Origin of the sequence: Geomicrobium halophilum, assembly GCF_014207655.1 — a bacterium.
Lineage (GTDB): Bacteria > Bacillota > Bacilli > Bacillales > Marinococcaceae > Geomicrobium > Geomicrobium halophilum.
Map to the genome: position 1 here is coordinate 300713 of NZ_JACHHJ010000003.1, position 19197 is coordinate 319909.

Consider the following 19197-nt stretch of genomic DNA (forward strand, 5'->3'; position numbering starts at 1 on the left):
TGTGTGAAAATTTTTCTACATTTATTTTCAGAGATGGTGAGCAAAAGCTAAAAAAAGCGAATGACTAAAGATGAGCAGGTGCTAAGAACACGAAAAACCACCTCAATCTCGAGGTGGTATCAATATTACGATTCTGTTTCTTCATCCTTATCATTAAGGACGTATGCTTCCATATGTGATGAATCTTCGGCGATCTCTACGTCCTGATAGTAATGGTCAACGATTTGACGATAATTATTTCCTTCTTTTGCCATTCCATCTGCACCATATTGGCTCATGCCAACACCATGCCCCCAACCTTTCGTATGAATTACAATTTCCTCACCTTCACGCTGCCATTCGAAGTCGCTGGAATCAAGCTCCAGTAATTCACGAATCTCCCTTCCATGAAATGTCGTATTTCCTATAGTCACAGATGCTATCCGGTTCCCCTCGGTTCTTTCGATATTTTCTTGCAGATCGGTTCCTTCCGGGATCGAAACTCCTAAACGTTGTTCAATTTCAGCAACGGGGTAACGCTTGGTATTCTCATAGCGAGGGGAACCTACATCCCAAGGACTTTCCACACTCTGGAGGTATGGCAGAGACGTTTCCCAATACTCTTCAGCGTTTTCCGTGTGTCCATTGCTCGTCGAGAAAAAGGAAGCGGTAATGGGACTGCCATCATAGGTAATAATTTCACCGGCAGTTGCTTCTACCGCAGAGTTAATTTTCTCCATTCTATCCTCTGCTTCCGCTCCCCATTCTTGTTCCCATTCTTCTTCGTTTTTAAATACTTGGTGACTCGTCGTATCCGTCACGATGGCGTCTTCAGGCAAGCTCTCATCATCGCCGAGTTTCATTTGTTTGACGACAAAGGTTCGCGCTACAAGTGCTTGAGCCTTCAACGCTTCCATCTCGAATGCTGCAGGCATTTCTGCAGATACAACTCCGGCAACATAATCCTCCAACTCTACGTCTTCCACCTTATCTTGACCTTCCCGATACACCGGAACGACCACTTCCGGGCCCGGCTTATATTCTTCAGCTTCATCCTGATAGGAGGAAATTGTATCAGAATCTGGATCAGATGCGGGCGCAGCTAGTGGATGAGTACTGGTTCCGGAATAAAAAAGTACGAGCAATGCCGGAAGGACGATGAGTAACCCTGTAAATAGCACTACAGTCAAGATCAATTTTTTCAAGTGGCCGTCCCCCCTTAAATCTATCAATCTTGTCCAAATACTCTGTACGATCATGACCTACTCGTGCTATTTACTCTCTCTAAATCCTATGGACAAATTGAACAAACTAGAACTAAAAAAGAATCGAGGGCAAACGCCTCCATTCTTTTCTCTCTATTAGTTTTCTTTTGTAAGTAAACTAGCGAACACATAACCCATCAATGATAACACGATGGGGAGAACAACCGAATGCATCCCGAAGGGCCCCAGTTGCTCGAGGGGTTCTCCAAAAAATACGTAGATGACGATATAAGAGCCCACCCCGATGATGATAGAAGCCAGCGCCCCATAACGGTTCCCTTTTGACCAATACAATCCCAACACCAATGGCCACACGAATGCCGCTTCCAAACCTCCGAATGCAAACAAATTTAACGTGATTAAAAACTCTGGAGGGCTAAGGGCAAAGAGCACGACAAGAACCCCCAAAATGGCAGTTACACCTATACTGACGTTCCTTACTTTTTGATTCGTTGCCTGAGGGTTAATATAATTATAATAGATATCCTTTACAACAGCCGAACTGACCATTAAAAGCAGCGCATCAACCGTAGACATAATCGCAGCAAGGGGAGCGGCCAGTACAATACCAGCAAGCCAGGCAGGAAGCACCGTCATTGCAAGCGTAGGCATAACGTTATCCGCAACCTCAAGTTCAGGGAGGATCGGCCTCGCCAGCACACCTGCTAAATGCATACCAAACATCATGAACGCAACCACGAATGTTCCAATGATGAGAGCCCGGTGCATGGATCGGGAATCTTTATAAGACATTGCTCGTACAGCTACCTGGGGCAGCCCGACAACCCCGACACCAACGAGGATCCAAAATGATGACACATAAAGAGAAGTAAGATTTCCGTCTACCCCGAAAGGGGAGATGAGCAACTCGTTCTCAGCAGCAAGATCACTCATAATATTTCCCATTCCGCCGCCAGCGATAATCGTTGCGATAAGCAATATAAATGTCCCTATAAACATTATAATTCCTTGCATCGAATCGGTGACCGCGATCGCCCTAAATCCTCCAATAATGACGTAGATGAGAACAGCTACAGCAAAAATGAAAAGAGCAGAGGTATAAGACAGCCCCGTAAGCGCACCGATCAGTCGAGCACCGCCTACCCATTGAGCTGCCATCGCTGAGAATAGAAAAATGATGATACTGACTGCGCTTAAAATAACGACGATTGTGCTATTGTATCTGTTTTTTAAAAAATCAACTAACGTCACCGCATTGTACTTACGTGACATAATGGCAAATTTTTTCCCTAAAATCATGAGCACAAAATAACCTGTAGCAATTTGCGACATGGACAGAAGGACCCAGCCGAGGCCTTCATGATAGGCAGCTCCAGGCCCTCCAATAAAACTACTCGCACTTCCATATGTAGCAATCATAGTCATCGCTAATATTAAACCGCCCAATTCGCGGCTTCCTAGAAAATATTCTTGCATGAAATTACTTTTATGTCTTAAATGTCGGGAAGCCCAATACCCAATTCCAAATACCGCTATGATAAAAATCAGCAACGGGATGATCACTTCCCAGTTCATGGTGACTCCTCCCCTTCATCATCAAGAGGAACTTCTTTAAAGAAAAACTTAACGATCACTGTCACAAGAATGATCATAATAACCGAACCTATCACACAGCTATAAAAAAACCAGGCAGGCATGCCAAGTATGTAATGATATTCAGATACAGGTTTTGAACCTAACCCATAAGCAAAGGCAAACCACCATATAAAATTGAAAAGGGCAAGTCCAACACCAATCAGCGCTTCACGATTGGCGATTTTAAAACGCGGGTCAATCTCTTCATGTTTATCATTTGCCATAAATTCTCCTCCTGGTATAGACTTCTATGGTTATCATAGCGGAATTTGTCTAACTAAAAAAGAGGATCTTCGTCAGAAATAGACGAGAACACTATATGAGATTACAAAAAGTACGAACTCGGTGGATGACTGTAACATGAAAAAAGAACCGAAGTTTTATGCACTTCGGTTCTCTCTTCCACTCTAAAAAGGGCGTTCGACTAAATCTCGGCTTGAACCGAACGTCGGAGTCACCAAATCCTGGGAAGCTCGACTGGCTTCTTCGCTTCATATGCTCCGGTGCTTGAACTTAAGTCTTCTCGAACTACTCGGCTTCTTTCAAGCTTCCTTTTTGAATACGGGCATTTTAATGAATAGCCTCATTGTTAACGATGTGTATACCTGCATCTGAAACGTCTTTTTCATCCTCGACTGTTACACGTTCTACCCTTGCACCAAGATTTTGCAATTTCTTGTGAATGTCAACATAGCCCCTGTCAATGTGGCGAAGCTCTGTTAAAACTGTCTCGCCTTCTGAAACTAACCCGGCGATCACTAAGGCTGCAGCAGCGCGTAAGTCTGTCGCAGATACTTCTGCACCTTGAAGACGAGCCGGACCTGTAATGATTGCTGAACGATCTTCAATTTTAATCGCTGCATTCATGCGGCGAAATTCTTCAACGTGCATAAAACGATTTTCGAAGACAGTTTCTGTTGCTACACTCGTTCCTTTTGCTTGCGTAAGCAATATCATGAATTGCGCCTGCATATCCGTTGGAAACCCAGGATGCGGCATGGTTTTAATATCAACGGGACGTAAAATGTCAGGCCCAATGACGCGCATACCGTTATCCTTTTCTTCGATCACAACACCCATTTCGCGCATCTTTGCCACGAGTGGACGCAAATGTTCGGTTAGTGCCCCCTCAACGAAAACATCCCCACCGGTAATTGCCGCAGCAACCATAAAGGTACCAGCTTCAATCCGATCCGGAATGATCGTATGATCCGCTGCTTCTAGGCGGTCAACACCTTCAATACGGATCGTGTCTGTTCCTGCTCCGCGAACAACGCCGCCCATGGCATTGAGGTAATTTGCTAAACAAACAATCTCTGGCTCTTCCGCCACATTTTCAATAATGGTCGTTCCTTCAGCCATGGCAGCAGCCATCATGATATTTTCTGTTGCGCCCACACTCGGGACATCCAAATAAATCTTTGCACCTTGTAAACGTCCATTGACCCGTGCCTCAATGTATCCTTGCCCAATTTCTACACTCGCACCCATTGCTTCGAAGCCTTTCAAATGCTGGTCAATCGGTCTTGAACCAATGGCACATCCTCCTGGTAATGCCACATGGGCACGACCTGTACGCGCAAGCAAAGGGCCCATCACGAGAAATGAAGCACGCATTTTTCGCACATACTCAAATGGGGCAGTGGGACGTAATGACCTCTTTTCTGCATTTGCCGTAAAAACGCCATTCTCATACGATACGTCCATTTGTAAATGATTTAAAACACTTTGCATCGTGTATACATCTGCCAAAGGCGGTACATCGTATATGGTGCTAGTTCCTTTTTCAGCTAACAAGGAGGCCGCCAGTACAGGTAGAACAGCATTTTTTGCTCCCTCTGTTCTTACAGAACCTGTAAGCCGCTTTCCTCCCCGTACTATAATTTTCTCCAACGTATTCCCCTCCGCGTCCATTAATCATTCTTTTAAGAGCATGTTCAAAGAGTCTAAGCAAATCACAAGAGGATCTTCGACGAAGCTGATCGCACGTTAAGGTTATCATAGCCTGTAAAGGAGGCCGCCAGCTAAGATTCGCAGTTGGAAGGCAAAGCACCCTATCAGAAAATACATCATTGTTCCTCGTACATGTTCATACTTCACAACTTTATGATCAAAGCTCCCCTTCCTGGCTATATACTCCTTTTTGAACACACACTCAATCACGCATGCATCTTAATTTTAATGAACAGGCATATTGGATCGCTTGGCAACCAGACAGGAATGCTCACTTCATTCTCATGCTATTCAGTTGCGTAAATAGGCGTTCCATTCAGTTCCGCTTACGAACACGCCTATTTCACTCTAATTGCTGTTCTCCATGTATACCTTGAATGACCATGCTAAGTACCTTCCACTTTTCGTTAGCAAGTCCCACCTCTATGACGACATACAACAAAAAAGGTTACAGTCTTTTTTGGGTGTAGAAAGTTCCAAAACTCTGGGAAAACCACCTCAAAAAGAAAACACTTTACTTATGTGAAGAATTCCTACTTACGATCCGGAAAGACTCACTTATAAACCATCTTCCTCGTCCACTTACAGGTAAAACAACCTTTTTGTCTTTTGCTAACCGTCTTTACGTTTACCTTCTGTGCATACCTAGAAACGTTCATCTCCTACATTAAAGTGGAGGTTCAAAAGGTGAGGGAAGACTTCCTTAAAAAGTAGACCATATTTTCTCGTGCGAAAGAGTGCTTAAATAGTAATTTCAAGCTGAAGTTCCCTCCGCTGCTCAAAGGTTACGTCTTATCAAATGACTCAGTCTTTTTATTTCCCTTTTGAACACACTCTTAAAACATGTGACGAAGGTTTAATGCTTGGTTTAAGTACTCCAGAAAGAAGCTGCTTACTAAATGTGTAATTGCGATAACGACTAGAATAAACAACATGATGCCTCTGCCACTTTGTGGATGGCGAATGAGAACATCAAATTTAAATGCCTGCAAGCTCCACCAAACAATAACCAACACGAACAGGTTAAATAAAATATGTAGGATCGCTTGCTGTCCGAACTGTTCAAGCATGCGTTTCAACGTTTCCTTTCTTTTTCGTGCTTTTCTCTCTATCTTGCCCAATCATTCCATTGACCTACCCTAAAATGGCATTTTCTTCTTCAGATGCAGATTGTACATCATATTTATTATACCAAATCACCATACCCCTGTCGATAAGGCTAACAACACAACTTGTAACAAAATACATCCCTCTAAATGTATTCTATATTTTTCCGTTTATGCACTTTCTATTATGTACGAGTGAACTTTTAAAACAAAAAAACTGGGAAAGATATGATCACGTCTTCCCCAGTTTCTATCTTAAGTGCGATCCGCTACTTTTAGACGGATTTCAGCACGCATTAATGCGTTTTTTGCTCGCTTTTTGTCGATTTCTTCATCGTTCTTGTCCAAACGTTCTTCCGCACGTTTTTTTGCTTCTCTTGCACGCTCAACGTCGATCTCATTTGGACGCTCTGCAGCTTCAGCAAGGATGGTCACTTTATCCGGACGAACCTCCATAAAGCCGCCACTCACAGCTATTGTTTCCTGGCTGCCTTCTTTCTTTACACGAACAGCATCGATCGTGAGTGGTGTGACAAGTGGAATGTGATTCGGCAACACACCGATTTCACCTTGTTCCGACTTTGCAGATACCATTTCGGCATCATCTTCAAAAACGCTCCCATCGGGGGTAACGACGCTAACATTTGTCATCAAAGTAATCGTCCTCCTTTACCCACGGGGCTATGCCATTTCTTCCGCTTTTTTGGTCACGTCATCAATCGGCCCTACAAGCCGGAAGGCATCTTCAGGAACATCATCGTGTTTTCCATCAAGAATTTCCCGGAAACCGCGAATGGTTTCTTTAACCGGTACATATGAACCTGGTTGCCCGGTAAACTGCTCTGCTACGTGGAAATTCTGTGAAAGGAAAAATTGGATCCGACGGGCACGAGAAACGGTAAGTTTATCATCCTCAGACAATTCATCCATCCCAAGAATAGCAATAATATCTTGAAGTTCACGGTATTTCTGCAGGGTTTGTTGTACTTCTTGAGCTACTTTATAATGCTCTTCACCGACAACTTCAGGCGCTAGAGCTCTAGATGTGGAATCTAACGGATCAACTGCAGGGTAAATCCCCATATCCGAAAGGCTACGCTCAAGGTTCGTCGTTGCATCCAAGTGTGCAAACGTTGTTGCCGGTGCCGGATCCGTATAGTCATCGGCAGGTACATAAATGGCCTGAATCGATGTTACGGAACCTTTTTTCGTCGTAGTAATCCGCTCTTGCAGTTGGCCCATTTCTGTCGCCAATGTTGGTTGATAACCAACCGCAGACGGCATACGTCCTAGTAGGGCAGACACTTCTTGACCCGCTTGGGTGAAACGGAAAATGTTATCAATGAAAAGAAGAACGTCCTGACCTTCTTCATCACGGAAATGCTCCGCCATCGTAAGGCCGGTAAGTGCAACACGCATACGGGCACCTGGCGGTTCATTCATTTGACCGAAGACCATCGCCGTTTTTTCGATAACGCCGGAGTCTTTCATTTCATAATAGAGGTCGTTCCCTTCACGAGTACGTTCACCAACACCAGCGAATACGGAGATCCCCCCGTGTTCTTGAGCAATGTTATTGATTAATTCTTGGATTAGAACCGTTTTCCCTACACCAGCACCGCCGAACAGGCCAATCTTTCCACCTTTAGTGTATGGGGCGAGCAAATCAACAACCTTAATGCCCGTTTCTAGAACTTCTGTACCCGTGGTTAGCTCTGTAAGTTTTGGTGGTTCACGGTGAATGGGTTTGCGTTCGGCTTCGTTACCAATCGGTTCGTCCAAGTCAATATTTTCTCCTAATACATTAAATACACGGCTAAGTGTATTTTCACCGACCGGAACAGAAATAGGTGCCCCAGTGTCACGTACGGGAGCCCCGCGTTTCAATCCTTCACTTGAGCCCATGACAACGGTACGAACTCTATCATCCCCTAAGTGAAGGGCAACTTCCAATGTCACAGAGGCTGATACTTCCTCGTCGCTTTGATCGACAATCAGCGCATTATTCAATTCGGGAAGTGTACCGTCATCAAAGCGAACGTCAATGACAGGACCCAACACTTGCGTGATGTATCCTTCGCTCATTCCTTTTACCTCCTTGCTTCTAATGGTTTTCCTGTTATTCAAGAGCTGCTGCGCCACCTACAATTTCGTTGATTTCTTGAGTAATTGCGGCTTGGCGAGCTCGGTTATAGGACAATTGCAGTTCATCTAGAAGATTATCTGCATTGTCAGACGCTGCTTTCATTGCTGTCATACGGGCAGCAAACTCAGCAGCCTTCGCGTCTAGTAACGCCCCATAAATCAAGCTTTCGGCATATTGTGGAAGAAGACGTTCGAGAATGGCACTTTCTGATGGCTCATATTCATAGCTCGGCGTCGCTCCTACAGTTTCTTCAAGCTCCTCTGCTAGATCCGTTAATGGCAAGAGCTTCGTTTCTGTAACATCTTGACGCATCGTATTTACGTAGTGGTTATACCACATGTACAATTCATCGATATTCTCTTCTTGAAACATACCAACAGCTGTCCGGGTTATTGACTTAATCTCATCAAAAGAAGGGCTGTCAGACAATCCAAGGTGTTCGGCTTCGATTGGAAAGTTCAATCGCTTTAAGAGATCACGACCAATTTTTCCAATAATAATCAGTGAATATTCATCCTCTGATTCATGCCTTTCGGAAATTGTCTGCATTAAGGATCGCATCAGGTTGGAGTTATAACCACCTGCCAACCCTTGATCAGATGTGACTATGATATAACCCGTTCGTCGAACCGGTCGTTGCTCCATCATCGGATGGCTTGCATCATTATCACCAGCGGCAATACTAGCGACCACTTCCTGGATTTTACGCATGTAAGGTTCATATGCTTGTGCTTTCCCTTGCGCTCTTGATTGTTTAGAAGCTGCGACCATTTGCATTGCACTAGTGATCTGCTTCATGTTTTTTGTCGAGCCAATCCGGCCTTTGATTTCCCTTAATGAAGCCACTGTCGTTTCACCACCTTTTCACACCGATCCTGCCCTTATTCAGAAGGACTAAATGTTTGCTTGAAGTCTTCAATGGCTTTATTGAAGTCTTCTTTTTCTGGCAATGTGCCCTTATTACGAATGTGGTCAAGTACTTGTTGATGATTTTGCTTCATATGCGTATACAATTCTTTCTCAAAACGTCGAACGTCTTTTACCGGAATGTCATCAATATAACCATTCACAAGCGCGTATATTGAAACCACTTGATACTCAACAGCCAATGGTTGATTTACGTCTTGTTTAAGCAATTCCATCGTACGCTCGCCACGGCTTAACTTGGCTTGCGTTGATTTGTCCAAGTCAGATCCAAATTGGGCAAATGATGCTAACTCTCGGTAAGAAGCTAAATCAAGACGGAGGGTACCTGCAACTTTTTTCATCGCCTTCAATTGTGCTGAGCCCCCGACACGAGAAACAGAGCTACCAGCATTTACGGCTGGCCGTTGACCAGAGTTAAAAAGGTTTGATTCCAAGAAAATCTGGCCGTCAGTGATGGAAATCACGTTTGTTGGAATGTAGGCAGAAATGTCACCCGCTTGCGTTTCAATGAGCGGTAACGCTGTTAGGGATCCCCCGCCTAAATCATCATTTAATTTCGCTGCTCTCTCCAAAAGACGAGAATGTAAATAGAAGACATCCCCTGGGTAAGCTTCACGTCCTGGTGGGCGGCGAAGCAAAAGGGAGAGTTCACGATAAGCAGCTGCTTGTTTCGTTAAATCATCGTAAACGACAAGCACATGCTTTCCGTTATACATTAATTCTTCGCCCATTGCTGCACCTGCATATGGCGCGAGATATAAAAGCGGTGCCGGATCAGCTGCGTTTGCCGCAACAACAATGGTATAATCCAGTGCTCCTTTTTGACGCAGCGTTTCAACGAGTCCTGCAACTGTTGATTTCTTCTGCCCAATGGCAACATAAATACAAATGACATCTTCGTCTTTTTGATTTAAGATGGTGTCAATTCCAATTGATGTTTTACCGGTTTGACGATCCCCAATGATCAACTCTCTTTGCCCACGGCCAATGGGAACCATTGCGTCGATCGACTTGATTCCCGTTTGCAGAGGCTCTTCTACAGATTGACGATCCATGACTGAAGGTGCCGGGCTTTCAATCGGGCGTGTCTTTGTTGTACCTATATTACCTTCGCCGTCCATGGGAAAGCCTAAAGGACTTACGACGCGGCCGAGAAGCTCTTCTCCGACAGGAACTTCCATGATCCGACCTGTGCGCTTAACCTCGTCCCCTTCACGAATCTCTGAATACGGGCCAAGAATAATGACGCCCACATTGTTTTCTTCAAGGCTTTGCGCCAACCCCATAACACCATTTGAGAATTCGAGAAGTTCACCTGACATTACGTCCTGTAAGCCGTGAACGCGGGCAATACCGTCCCCGATTTCTATGATGGTACCAACTTCACTGACTTCTACATTCGATTGAAAATCTTCAATCTGTTCCTTAATCAGCGAACTGATTTCATCAGGTTTAATGCTCACTTCCTTCACCCCTTCATTAACGGTTAGTAGAGACAATTTGTCGTTCTATGCGCTGTAACTGTCCTCGAACGCTTCCATCATAAACACGGTCGCCTATGCGTACAACAAGCCCGCCTATAAGGTCTTCATCCTGCTTGCTTGTAACAACAACACGGCGATTATTCACTTTCGTGGTAAATTGCTGAGCGATCTGTTCTTGTTCCTGGTCAGAAAGCGGTCGAACAGCACGTACCTCTGCTCTTGCAATATTAAATGCTTCATCTGATAGCTTTTGGAAGGCTTGTACGAGGGGAAAAATGATATTGATGCGCCCGCGGTCAGCCAAGACTAAAAGCGTGTTCATAACCATTTCATGACAAGAGGAAAAGGCATTCTTAAGCAGCTCGTGCTGTTTTTCTAATGACATACGCGGATGCGCCATGATATCTTGCAGTTCTGGGACTGATTCAAAAATGGTTTGTACACCTAGAAGTTCATCGTTCACCTGTTCGATTACGCCTTTTTCTTGCGCCAATTCAAAAAGCGCTTTTGCATATCGATTTGCTACTGTGGATGCACTCATTTGTTTTCAACCTCTTTAAGATAGCTATCGATTAGTTTTTCTTGTTCGCTTTCATCCAATTCTTTCTCGATCACCTTCGTAGCAATCGCTACAGAAAGGCTGGCGACTTGATCACGAACAGATTCCAGCGCTTGTTCTTTCTCACGATTAATATCAGCAACTGCAGCATCCTTTAAACGGCTAGCTTCAGACCTAGCGTTATCGAGGATTTCCCTGCTTTGCTGTTCACTTATTTTATTGGCATTATCAATCATTTCCTGTGCTTGTTCACGTGCGTTCTTCAATTCTTCTCGTTGTTGTTCGAGATATTGTTCGGCTTCAGCGCGACTTTTTTCAGCATTATCGAGGTTATCATTTACTTGCTGCTCACGTTTTTGCATGACTCCAAGAAGAGGTTTCAATGCGAAACGACTAACAACCCATATGAGAAGCGAGAAGATAAGGAGCTGATACAAAGCTGAGCCCCAATTAATATCCGCGATAAATTCCAAAAAATCCATTCCATATTTCACTCCTTCCTGCGATACATAAGGAATGGCGAAGGTCCCCAGGGAACATCATCGCCATTCCATCATCCTTCCATTATCCACCGATACCGAGTACCAACATGAAAGAAATAGCGATGGCAATAATCGGAACGGCCTCTGCAAGGGGAATCCCAATGAACATAAGTGTTTGTAATGTCCCTCTAAGTTCCGGTTGACGGGCAACCCCTTCTAATACGGCTTTCATGATAATCGATACGGCAATAGCTCCGCCGATTGCTGCAAGTCCAGCTGCAATTCCTGCTGCAAGTTGTGCCATTGATAAAATCCTCCTTTAATATAATGAATAATAATATTGATAACATGCTCAGTTATTTGAGCAGGCGTTATTCACAAGTTTAATGCGATTCTACTTTGTGGGCCATATACACCATTGAAAGCATCGTAAAAATGAATGCTTGCAATGCCCCAATAAAAATTCCGAACGCTAACCAAGGCGCTAGTGGTAACCAAGTCAGCAAAATACCTGCGGCCCCTAAGCCTGTAAGCGAAACCAACAACACGGTGACAAGCTCTTTTGCGAAAATATTTCCAAACAGTCGCAACCCAAGCGTCAACCAGTTTGAAACTTCCTCAATGATCTTAAACGGAAAAAGAATGGGTGAAGGTCGAAAATAATCAAGAAAGTATTCTTTTCCACCTCTTATCTTAAGACCGTAAACATGCGTGAGGATAATGACAAACGCAGCCATTGTGAGCGTTAGCACCGGATCTGATGTCGGTGAACTCCATATTACATAGTGATCGGTATCTGTAGCGAGCTCGAATGGGATCCCAAGCATATTGGCCACGAATAAGTAAAACAAGAGCGTATAGGCTAAAACAATAAACCTGCCGCCGGTTTGCCATGCCATGTTAGATGTAATGATATTTCTACAAAAGTCCATAACCCATTCGATGAAATTTTGCAATCCCGTTGGACGCATGGCCAGCTTTCTTGCACCAATGATACTGAAAATCGCTACGATAAGAGCCGCAACGGTCGACATCAACATCGTCGTAATGTTGAAGTGTAAATCAAAGCCTGCGATGCTCCATGTCCACACTAAATCCTGATGGTCCATTTCGTTCACCTCTCTTTTTTTAATTGTAGGAACATGTCCACCAAAATGTAGAGATAAAGGCTCGCATAGCCTATTAAAACAGCCCATAAGTGGAATGTTTCAGGAAAGAATAGGGCGATGGCAACAGCCACCGCTATAGTAGCATACCTAAGAACGAGGCCAAGTGCTGTAATCAAATAGGGGATCATGCCAGAGGGCTGTTTATCGGCAGCACCACCAATAACTAAAGCCTTAATATAGACTGACATAAAGCTCATTAAACACGCAAAGCTGCCAAGAAGGAGGCCAAGAAATATAGATTCATACGGTGTAAGAAAGTACATGCAACCACTAACAAAGGCAATAAACGCCATCATCCAATAATAAAGCTTCATTCTTTGCTGCAATGACGGCATTTAATCATCGTCCCCTAAAAAAGGCCTGACCGCACGTACTACTCCATAAAAGCCTGCCACAATTCCAATAAGCATGCCAATAATAAGAAAAATGGGTTCTGAGTCCAGATAACCATCCAACCAATATCCGAGCAAAATTCCCCCAACCATCGAACCAACGATGGAAGATAAAATAGCAGACACGAGCACTGAACTACGCCACGGGCTACGTTTACCGTTCCCTTTGGCCATGAAGCCTCTCCCTTCAACCGTTATCTCAGATTTTGCTACTTATTAAATTAACTATCATAATACCCTTTGTAATCTTACAATAGGGACTATCTCCTGTCAACGACCCATCACAGATCAAAAGCCGGAAGTGATAAGGGTTTGATCACTCAGTCATTGTGTCAAAATGATGACAAATGTAAAATCTCAAGAATAGAGCACCTTACCCATCCCTGAGATGCGGGGATGGGAAGGGAATTATTTTCCAACAATCACAATAGTCGATTCTAGCGTATCTCCGCGATCTTTATGCTTGGCGTAAACCAACACATGATACACACCGGGCTCCAAATCAATTTCGCCTTTTTGAAATCGGCGTTCAAACGGTCCTTCGGGCAGATTTGTCTGCTGGTCAAGAGTTTTAATATATGCAAAGGTATCGGGATCATACAACGTAATCTCCAACTCTTCTGCCCCGCCTGGAAGAAATACTTCATACATCCAGTTCCCGCTTTTAGGAGCTTGGCCAAATTGAAAAGCACTTACACGTGGATAGTCTGGTTCATCACTAAAAAGTAGAAATGGCAGCGAAGCTTCCCGCATACCTCCATTCACTTTTATTTCTCCATCAATCCGCTTGAAATCGATGATATCAGGTTGTATCTCTACCTTTATCGTTGCTGTTTTCTTTCCCCCGGCATCCACGGTTAAGGGCATAGGCATTTTCCAGTCTAAACCTGTTCCCAAAGAAGTAGGGACATCAAAAGTATAGGTACGCTTTTGATCACTTAAATTTTCAACCGTAATATCTCTTTGTAGGCGTTGGTTTGTTTCATCAGCTTCCCATACTCCAAAGGATAAAGCACCTGGATATATAAGAGTGTCATTTTCAATAGCGGCTGCAATATCTACTCGCCCTGCACCTTGCACAAATGGCGGATATGGATCTCCCTCATCTGTATATAGTGGAACCGCTGTATTCATCAGAGTCGCCTTCACTTGCTCAGGCTTCCACTCTGGATGGGCTTGCTTGATCAGTGCCGCTGCACCAGCGATATGAGGAGCTGCCATGCTCGTGCCATTCAGTTCAAGGTACCCTTCAGGGACCGTACTGCCAATATCAACCCCAGGCGCTACTACATCTGGTTTAATATCCCAAGTTTGCGTCACCGGGCCCCGAGAACTAAACCAAGCCATATGGTCCGTTTCTTCTATATAATTGGTTTCAATCACAATTTCTTCTTTTTCACTATCCCTTATGGCTTTTTTTAATGCCGCTCCTTCATTATTTTCAATTGCCGCCGCTGTAATTTTGACCGGTTCGTCAACACCCGGGATAAAGGTTCCTGGTACGTTGTTCATAAGTATAACAGCGTGTGCACCTGCTTCACTCGCATTCTTTAGTTTATCTTTAATCGGAATGCCTCCACGCTCTATAAGAACTGCTCGACCACGCACATTATCAAGATCATCGGTGAAACCCAAACCACCATCAATAACCCTCATTCTTTTCTTTATATCCCAACTGATTGTTCCTTGAATCGGTTGTAGTTCTACCTCTCGCTCTTCCTCATTATCGATATCAGGAACATTCAATCTAGGTACCTTTAAAGGGGGTGTTGAGGCACCAACGGAAATTGCCTTTAGCGAGGTTCCCGGTGAGCCGACACTCCACATATCAGGACCGCTATTTCCGCTTGACGTAACGGTAACCACACCGGCTTCCGTAGCTTCATCAAGCGCCTTACTCGTTGGCCAATCCGGCCCATTTATCGGACTTCCCAATGAAAGGTTCAAAACATCTACCCCGTCTTCCACGGCTCGGTCAATGGCCTCCAGTATGTTCTCGGTTGAACCTTGCCCCTCAGGCCCTAACGCTCGATACCCGTAAAGATCTGCTTCTGGAGCCACTCCACGGACACTCCCGTTTGCTGCTATAATGCCAGCAACATGCGTTCCGTGAAAAGTCGTCGCTTTTCCTTTTACTTTCGTTTCCATCGGATCATCATCGCCATCAATGACATCATAACCTTGAATATAATTACGTTGTAAGTCAGGATGTTCATAATCAATGCCAGTATCAATGACACCTACGGTAACCCCGGCACCATTCAATCTTACTCCACGATCATCAAGTTCTGCTCGCAAACCTTCAGCTCCGATAAAAGGAACGCTTTCTTTTAATTCTTGATCATATTGGACACTGTCATCCACACGGCTAACCCCGGCAACCTCTTTGATCTGCTCAGCTTCAGAGGCTGGGAGCGTATAAGCCAAGCCCTGAAAAGCAGATGTATACACATAGTCAGGATCTTCACCTGAGGACTCGGCAATTCGATTACTGACTTCACTCACATCTTCATCGACATGAACAATGACTGTCTTCATCTCGTCTTGCCCTTGTACTTCACTGACGACACCAAAAGCAAAAAAAGCGAGTGAAAGGATCAAAAATACCCGCCAACGAAGTTTCATCTCAGCCCCCCCTTTTATAAGATAGCTTGTACGTTCTAGATTGAACTCATGCACAAAGGAAAAAGCGAGAGAAGAGATCAGGCCTAAAGTGGTAATAAAATCTAAGGTGAAGGGTTTCCTGCTTTGAAGGCGGAAACGTTTGGTTTTCTCGTCACACTTTTGCCATCAAAAAACCCGCCATGCTCTTGCATAGCGGGTTCCATAATCATTATTTCGTTCCAAAAAGACGATCTCCTGCATCTCCCAACCCAGGCACAATGTAGCCTTTCTCATCGAGTTTTTCATCAAGGGCAGCGAGGTAGATGTCAACATCCGGATGATTTTTTTGAACTTCTCCAACACCCTCGGGAGCTGCAATCAAACACATGAGTTTGATACTTTTTGCCCCGCGTTTTTTCAGGGAATCGATCGCTGCCACAGCTGATCCACCGGTCGCAAGCATAGGATCGATGACAATAAGATCGCGTTCTTCAATGTCTTTTGGCAACTTTACATAGTATTCATTCGGTTCAAAGGTATCAGGGTCTCGGTATAAGCCGACGTGACCGACCCTTACTGTCGGCATTAATGTAAGTATTCCGTCCATCATTCCCAAGCCAGCACGTAAAATCGGGACGAGGCCTAACTTTTTACCAGCGAGTACTTTTGATTGTGCAGGACCTACAGGGGTATTTACCGTCACCTCATGCAATGATAAGTCTCTTGTAATTTCGAAAGCCATTAAAGCACCAACTTCATCAACCAACTCGCGAAATTCCTTCGTCCCAGTAGAAACATCACGTATATACGTAAGCTTATGTTGAATGAGCGGATGGTCGAATACGTAAACTTTTCCCAATCGATTCACTCTCCTTTTATATCCTAAAAAATTGTACAGAAAAAAAAGAGCGGCATCAAGTCCATCTGTTCACCAACACACACAGACGACCTCCCAATTATTGGCAGGCCGCTGTTGAATTATTCATACAATGGAAATCTGCTCGTTAAAGCACTCACACGTTTACGAGCTTCCTCTTGTTTTACCTCATCATCAATGTTGCGGAGTGTTAGGCCGAAAATCGCCCCGATTTCATCCATTTCTTCTTCTTTAAAACCGCGGGTAGTGACAGCCGCTGTCCCAAGCCGAATACCGCTCGTTACAAATGGTCCTTCAGGATCAAATGGAATGCCATTTTTATTTGCGGTTAAGCCAACATCATCAAGCACCTTTTCAGCGACTTTCCCTGTAAGATTCAAGCCTTGCAGATCCAAGAGAAGTAAATGATTATCTGTGCCACCAGAAATAAGATCGATCCCTTCTTTTTGCAATGCTTCACCTAATCGTTTCGCGTTTTTAATGATTTGCTCCGCATAGTTTGTAAAAGAAGGATCAAGGGCCTCTTTTAACGCTACCGCTTTAGCAGCAATCACATGCATGAGCGGTCCGCCTTGCATCCCCGGAAAAACCTTCTTGTCGAGCTTTTTCGCAAATTCTTTTTCACATAAAATCAGGCCGCCACGAGGTCCCCGTAGTGTTTTGTGCGTAGTCGTGGTTACGAAGTGAGCATGAGGAACAGGATTTTGATGCTTACCTGCCGCAACCAGGCCGGCGATATGTGCCATGTCTACCATGAGATAAGCACCTACCTCGTCGGCAACTTCCCGGAATTTCTTAAAATCAATTTCTCGTGGATAAGCGGAAGCTCCAGCTACAATTAATTTCGGCTGATGTTCGCGAGCTGCCTCCAGTACTTTATCATAATCAATACGGTGGTCTTCCTCATTGACACCATATTCCACAAAGCGATATTGAAATCCGCTGAAATTGACAGGGCTCCCGTGCGTCAAATGGCCACCGTGGGATAGATTCATACCAAGTACGGTGTCACCATGCTCCAACACTGTAAAATATACACCCATATTTGCTTGAGCACCAGAATGGGGTTGAACATTGGCATGCTCAGCGCCGAAAAGCTCTTTTGCACGATCGCGCGCTAAATCCTCGACAACGTCAACGTGTTCGCAGCCACCGTAATAACGGCGGCCTGGATAGCCCTCTGCGTATTTATTCGTAAGTACCGAACCTTGAGCTTCCATGACTGCCTTACTTGTAAAGTTTTCAGAAGCAATTAATTCAATTTTATTTCTTTGCCGAGATCGCTCGTCCTCAATAGCTGCAAAGATTTCTGGATCTTGTTGCTGAATCGTCTCCATAAAACGCCTGCCCCTTTCATAGCTTATAAATCTGTCCCTATTTTAACACGGGAAAGCTTTAAGTGCGTGTTCAAAAAGAGGACAAAAAGAGCCGAGAAGTTTTAGAAAATGTTAGCTAATCGCCAAAATGGCGAGTCTATTGTCTTATGGCAAAGAGTCTGGCTCGAGCACCCTGCTTGTGCACCACGAAAGCATTCACTTCTTACGAAGGAAAAGTGTGGGCTTCTTTTCCGAGGAGCGGAGCGCCAGCTGGCTGCTTCAGAAGCGTTACCTCGGTCTTTTTCGAGGAAGTTTTCCCGAACTTTTTGAACAACCTCTTTTGAGGGCAGTTTTATTCGTATTGTGTCCTTGGCCCTCCGATATATTTCGGACGTGTACGCGCCATTGTTACAGATGCTTCCCCTACAAATGGTTTTTCAGCCCGAAGAGGAACAGCAACAGGTTTTAGATGCATGCCAATTAACGTGGAACCGATATCAACGCCTGCATCAGCTCGGATTTTTTCAACGACAACGGGGTCGCTTCCATTTGCATAAGCATAAGCAGCAACCGCCCCCCCTGCTCGTCGCGCTGGAATGAGCGAAACGATCTCCAGGTCACGTCTTTCCGCGTATTCTCGATCAACTACCAGAGCACGATTGATATGTTCGCACCCCTGATAAGCGACCGAACAACCCGTTTGTTCTCGAAAGGACTCCACAGTATGAAAAACGTCGGCAGCAATCACTTCTGAACCTGCACTACCGATACGCTCTCCGGCAATCTCACTCGTGCTTGCTCCAATAACAAGAAGAGATCCCTGCTTTAGATTTGCCTCTGCCTGCAACTCGTACAAGATTGCTTCAAGCGATGTCCGGATAGTTACACTCATTCACTTTCCGTCCCCATCATTTTTTCCACCCGTTTTCCATGGCGGCCACCTTCAAATTCTGTTGTGAGCCATTTCTCGACGATGGCCTTAGCTAGGCCCGGGCCAATGACTCTCTCTCCAATGGCAAGTACATTCGCATTATTATGACGTCTAGACATTTCCGCGCTAAACATGTCATTTACCAGCGCGCAGCGAATTCCTGGCACTTTATTCGCAGTGATGGACATACCTATCCCTGTCCCGCATATCAAGACACCATAATCGAATTCACCTGAGGCCACCTGCTTAGCTACCGGTTGAGCAAAATCGGGATAATCGACGCTATCTGCACAATCTGTTCCTACATCTTTATATTCGATTTCTAGTTCTTCCAGTAATGGAAGAATCTCTTTTTTCAATGACCAACCAGCATGATCAGATCCAACGATGATTTTCATCTTGACACACTCC

20 protein-coding genes are annotated in these 19197 nt (G+C 44.6%); all 20 read right to left on the minus strand.

Annotated elements, in window-relative coordinates; all coding sequences use genetic code 11:
- Positions 1 to 125 precede the first annotated feature (125 nt).
- Positions 126 to 1184, minus strand: a complete 1059-nt coding sequence (gene spoIID, locus HNR44_RS11900; RefSeq protein WP_246407361.1) for a stage II sporulation protein D — start codon at positions 1182 to 1184, stop codon at positions 126 to 128.
- Between the two features lie 156 nt (positions 1185 to 1340).
- Positions 1341 to 2780 carry a sodium/pantothenate symporter gene (gene panF, locus HNR44_RS11905; protein WP_184404510.1) on the minus strand — a complete coding sequence of 480 codons (1440 nt, stop codon included), beginning with the start codon at positions 2778 to 2780 and terminating at the stop codon, positions 1341 to 1343.
- Complete coding sequence (locus HNR44_RS11910; RefSeq protein WP_184404511.1) at positions 2777 to 3064, minus strand: YhdT family protein; 288 nt, start codon at positions 3062 to 3064, stop codon at positions 2777 to 2779. Before HNR44_RS11910 ends, panF begins: the two co-directional genes overlap by 4 nt.
- A 346-nt stretch (positions 3065 to 3410) precedes the next feature.
- Positions 3411 to 4733, minus strand: a complete 1323-nt coding sequence (gene murA, locus HNR44_RS11915) for a UDP-N-acetylglucosamine 1-carboxyvinyltransferase (RefSeq protein ID WP_184404512.1) — start codon at positions 4731 to 4733, stop codon at positions 3411 to 3413.
- Positions 4734 to 5629: 896 nt separating this feature from the next.
- Complete coding sequence (locus HNR44_RS11920; protein ID WP_184404513.1) at positions 5630 to 5863, minus strand: DUF1146 domain-containing protein; 234 nt, start codon at positions 5861 to 5863, stop codon at positions 5630 to 5632.
- Positions 5864 to 6154: 291 nt separating this feature from the next.
- A complete protein-coding gene (locus HNR44_RS11925; protein WP_184404691.1) occupies positions 6155 to 6550 on the minus strand; it encodes a F0F1 ATP synthase subunit epsilon in 396 nt (131 codons plus the stop codon).
- 30 nt (positions 6551 to 6580) lie between these two features.
- Positions 6581 to 7984 carry a F0F1 ATP synthase subunit beta gene (gene atpD, locus HNR44_RS11930; RefSeq protein WP_184404514.1) on the minus strand — a complete coding sequence of 468 codons (1404 nt, stop codon included), beginning with the start codon at positions 7982 to 7984 and terminating at the stop codon, positions 6581 to 6583.
- A 34-nt stretch (positions 7985 to 8018) separates the two neighbouring features.
- Complete coding sequence (gene atpG / locus HNR44_RS11935; protein WP_184404515.1) at positions 8019 to 8891, minus strand: ATP synthase F1 subunit gamma; 873 nt, start codon at positions 8889 to 8891, stop codon at positions 8019 to 8021.
- A gap of 35 nt (positions 8892 to 8926) precedes the next feature.
- Positions 8927 to 10435: a F0F1 ATP synthase subunit alpha gene (atpA, locus tag HNR44_RS11940; RefSeq protein ID WP_184404516.1), complete on the minus strand. Its 1509-nt coding sequence runs from the start codon at positions 10433 to 10435 to the stop codon at positions 8927 to 8929.
- 16 nt (positions 10436 to 10451) lie between these two features.
- Positions 10452 to 10997 carry a F0F1 ATP synthase subunit delta gene (locus HNR44_RS11945; RefSeq protein WP_184404518.1) on the minus strand — a complete coding sequence of 182 codons (546 nt, stop codon included), beginning with the start codon at positions 10995 to 10997 and terminating at the stop codon, positions 10452 to 10454.
- Complete coding sequence (atpF, locus tag HNR44_RS11950) at positions 10994 to 11497, minus strand: F0F1 ATP synthase subunit B (RefSeq protein WP_184404519.1); 504 nt, start codon at positions 11495 to 11497, stop codon at positions 10994 to 10996. The genes HNR44_RS11945 and atpF overlap by 4 nt, the downstream gene beginning before the upstream one ends.
- Positions 11498 to 11579: 82 nt before the next feature.
- Positions 11580 to 11801 carry a F0F1 ATP synthase subunit C gene (atpE, locus tag HNR44_RS11955; RefSeq protein ID WP_184404520.1) on the minus strand — a complete coding sequence of 74 codons (222 nt, stop codon included), beginning with the start codon at positions 11799 to 11801 and terminating at the stop codon, positions 11580 to 11582.
- A 79-nt stretch (positions 11802 to 11880) separates the two neighbouring features.
- On the minus strand, positions 11881 to 12606 hold the full coding sequence (gene atpB, locus HNR44_RS11960; RefSeq protein ID WP_184404521.1) for a F0F1 ATP synthase subunit A: 726 nt from the start codon (positions 12604 to 12606) through the stop codon (positions 11881 to 11883).
- 5 nt (positions 12607 to 12611) lie between these two features.
- On the minus strand, positions 12612 to 13001 hold the full coding sequence (locus HNR44_RS11965) for an ATP synthase subunit I (RefSeq protein ID WP_184404523.1): 390 nt from the start codon (positions 12999 to 13001) through the stop codon (positions 12612 to 12614).
- On the minus strand, positions 13002 to 13232 hold the full coding sequence (locus tag HNR44_RS11970; protein WP_184404524.1) for an AtpZ/AtpI family protein: 231 nt from the start codon (positions 13230 to 13232) through the stop codon (positions 13002 to 13004).
- Positions 13233 to 13466: 234 nt separating this feature from the next.
- Positions 13467 to 15683, minus strand: a complete 2217-nt coding sequence (locus HNR44_RS11975; RefSeq protein WP_184404525.1) for a S8 family serine peptidase — start codon at positions 15681 to 15683, stop codon at positions 13467 to 13469.
- A gap of 208 nt (positions 15684 to 15891) precedes the next feature.
- Entirely contained in the window at positions 15892 to 16521 is a 630-nt protein-coding gene (gene upp / locus HNR44_RS11980; RefSeq protein WP_184404526.1) for a uracil phosphoribosyltransferase, read from the minus strand.
- A 119-nt stretch (positions 16522 to 16640) separates the two neighbouring features.
- Entirely contained in the window at positions 16641 to 17876 is a 1236-nt protein-coding gene (locus HNR44_RS11985; RefSeq protein WP_184404527.1) for a serine hydroxymethyltransferase, read from the minus strand.
- 331 nt (positions 17877 to 18207) lie between these two features.
- The gene (locus tag HNR44_RS11990) at positions 18208 to 18747 is read right to left on the minus strand and encodes a TIGR01440 family protein (protein ID WP_184404529.1); all 540 of its coding nucleotides are present in this window, start codon (positions 18745 to 18747) and stop codon (positions 18208 to 18210) included.
- Complete coding sequence (gene rpiB / locus HNR44_RS11995) at positions 18744 to 19184, minus strand: ribose 5-phosphate isomerase B (RefSeq protein WP_184404530.1); 441 nt, start codon at positions 19182 to 19184, stop codon at positions 18744 to 18746. Before rpiB ends, HNR44_RS11990 begins: the two co-directional genes overlap by 4 nt.
- Positions 19185 to 19197: the final 13 nt, after the last annotated feature.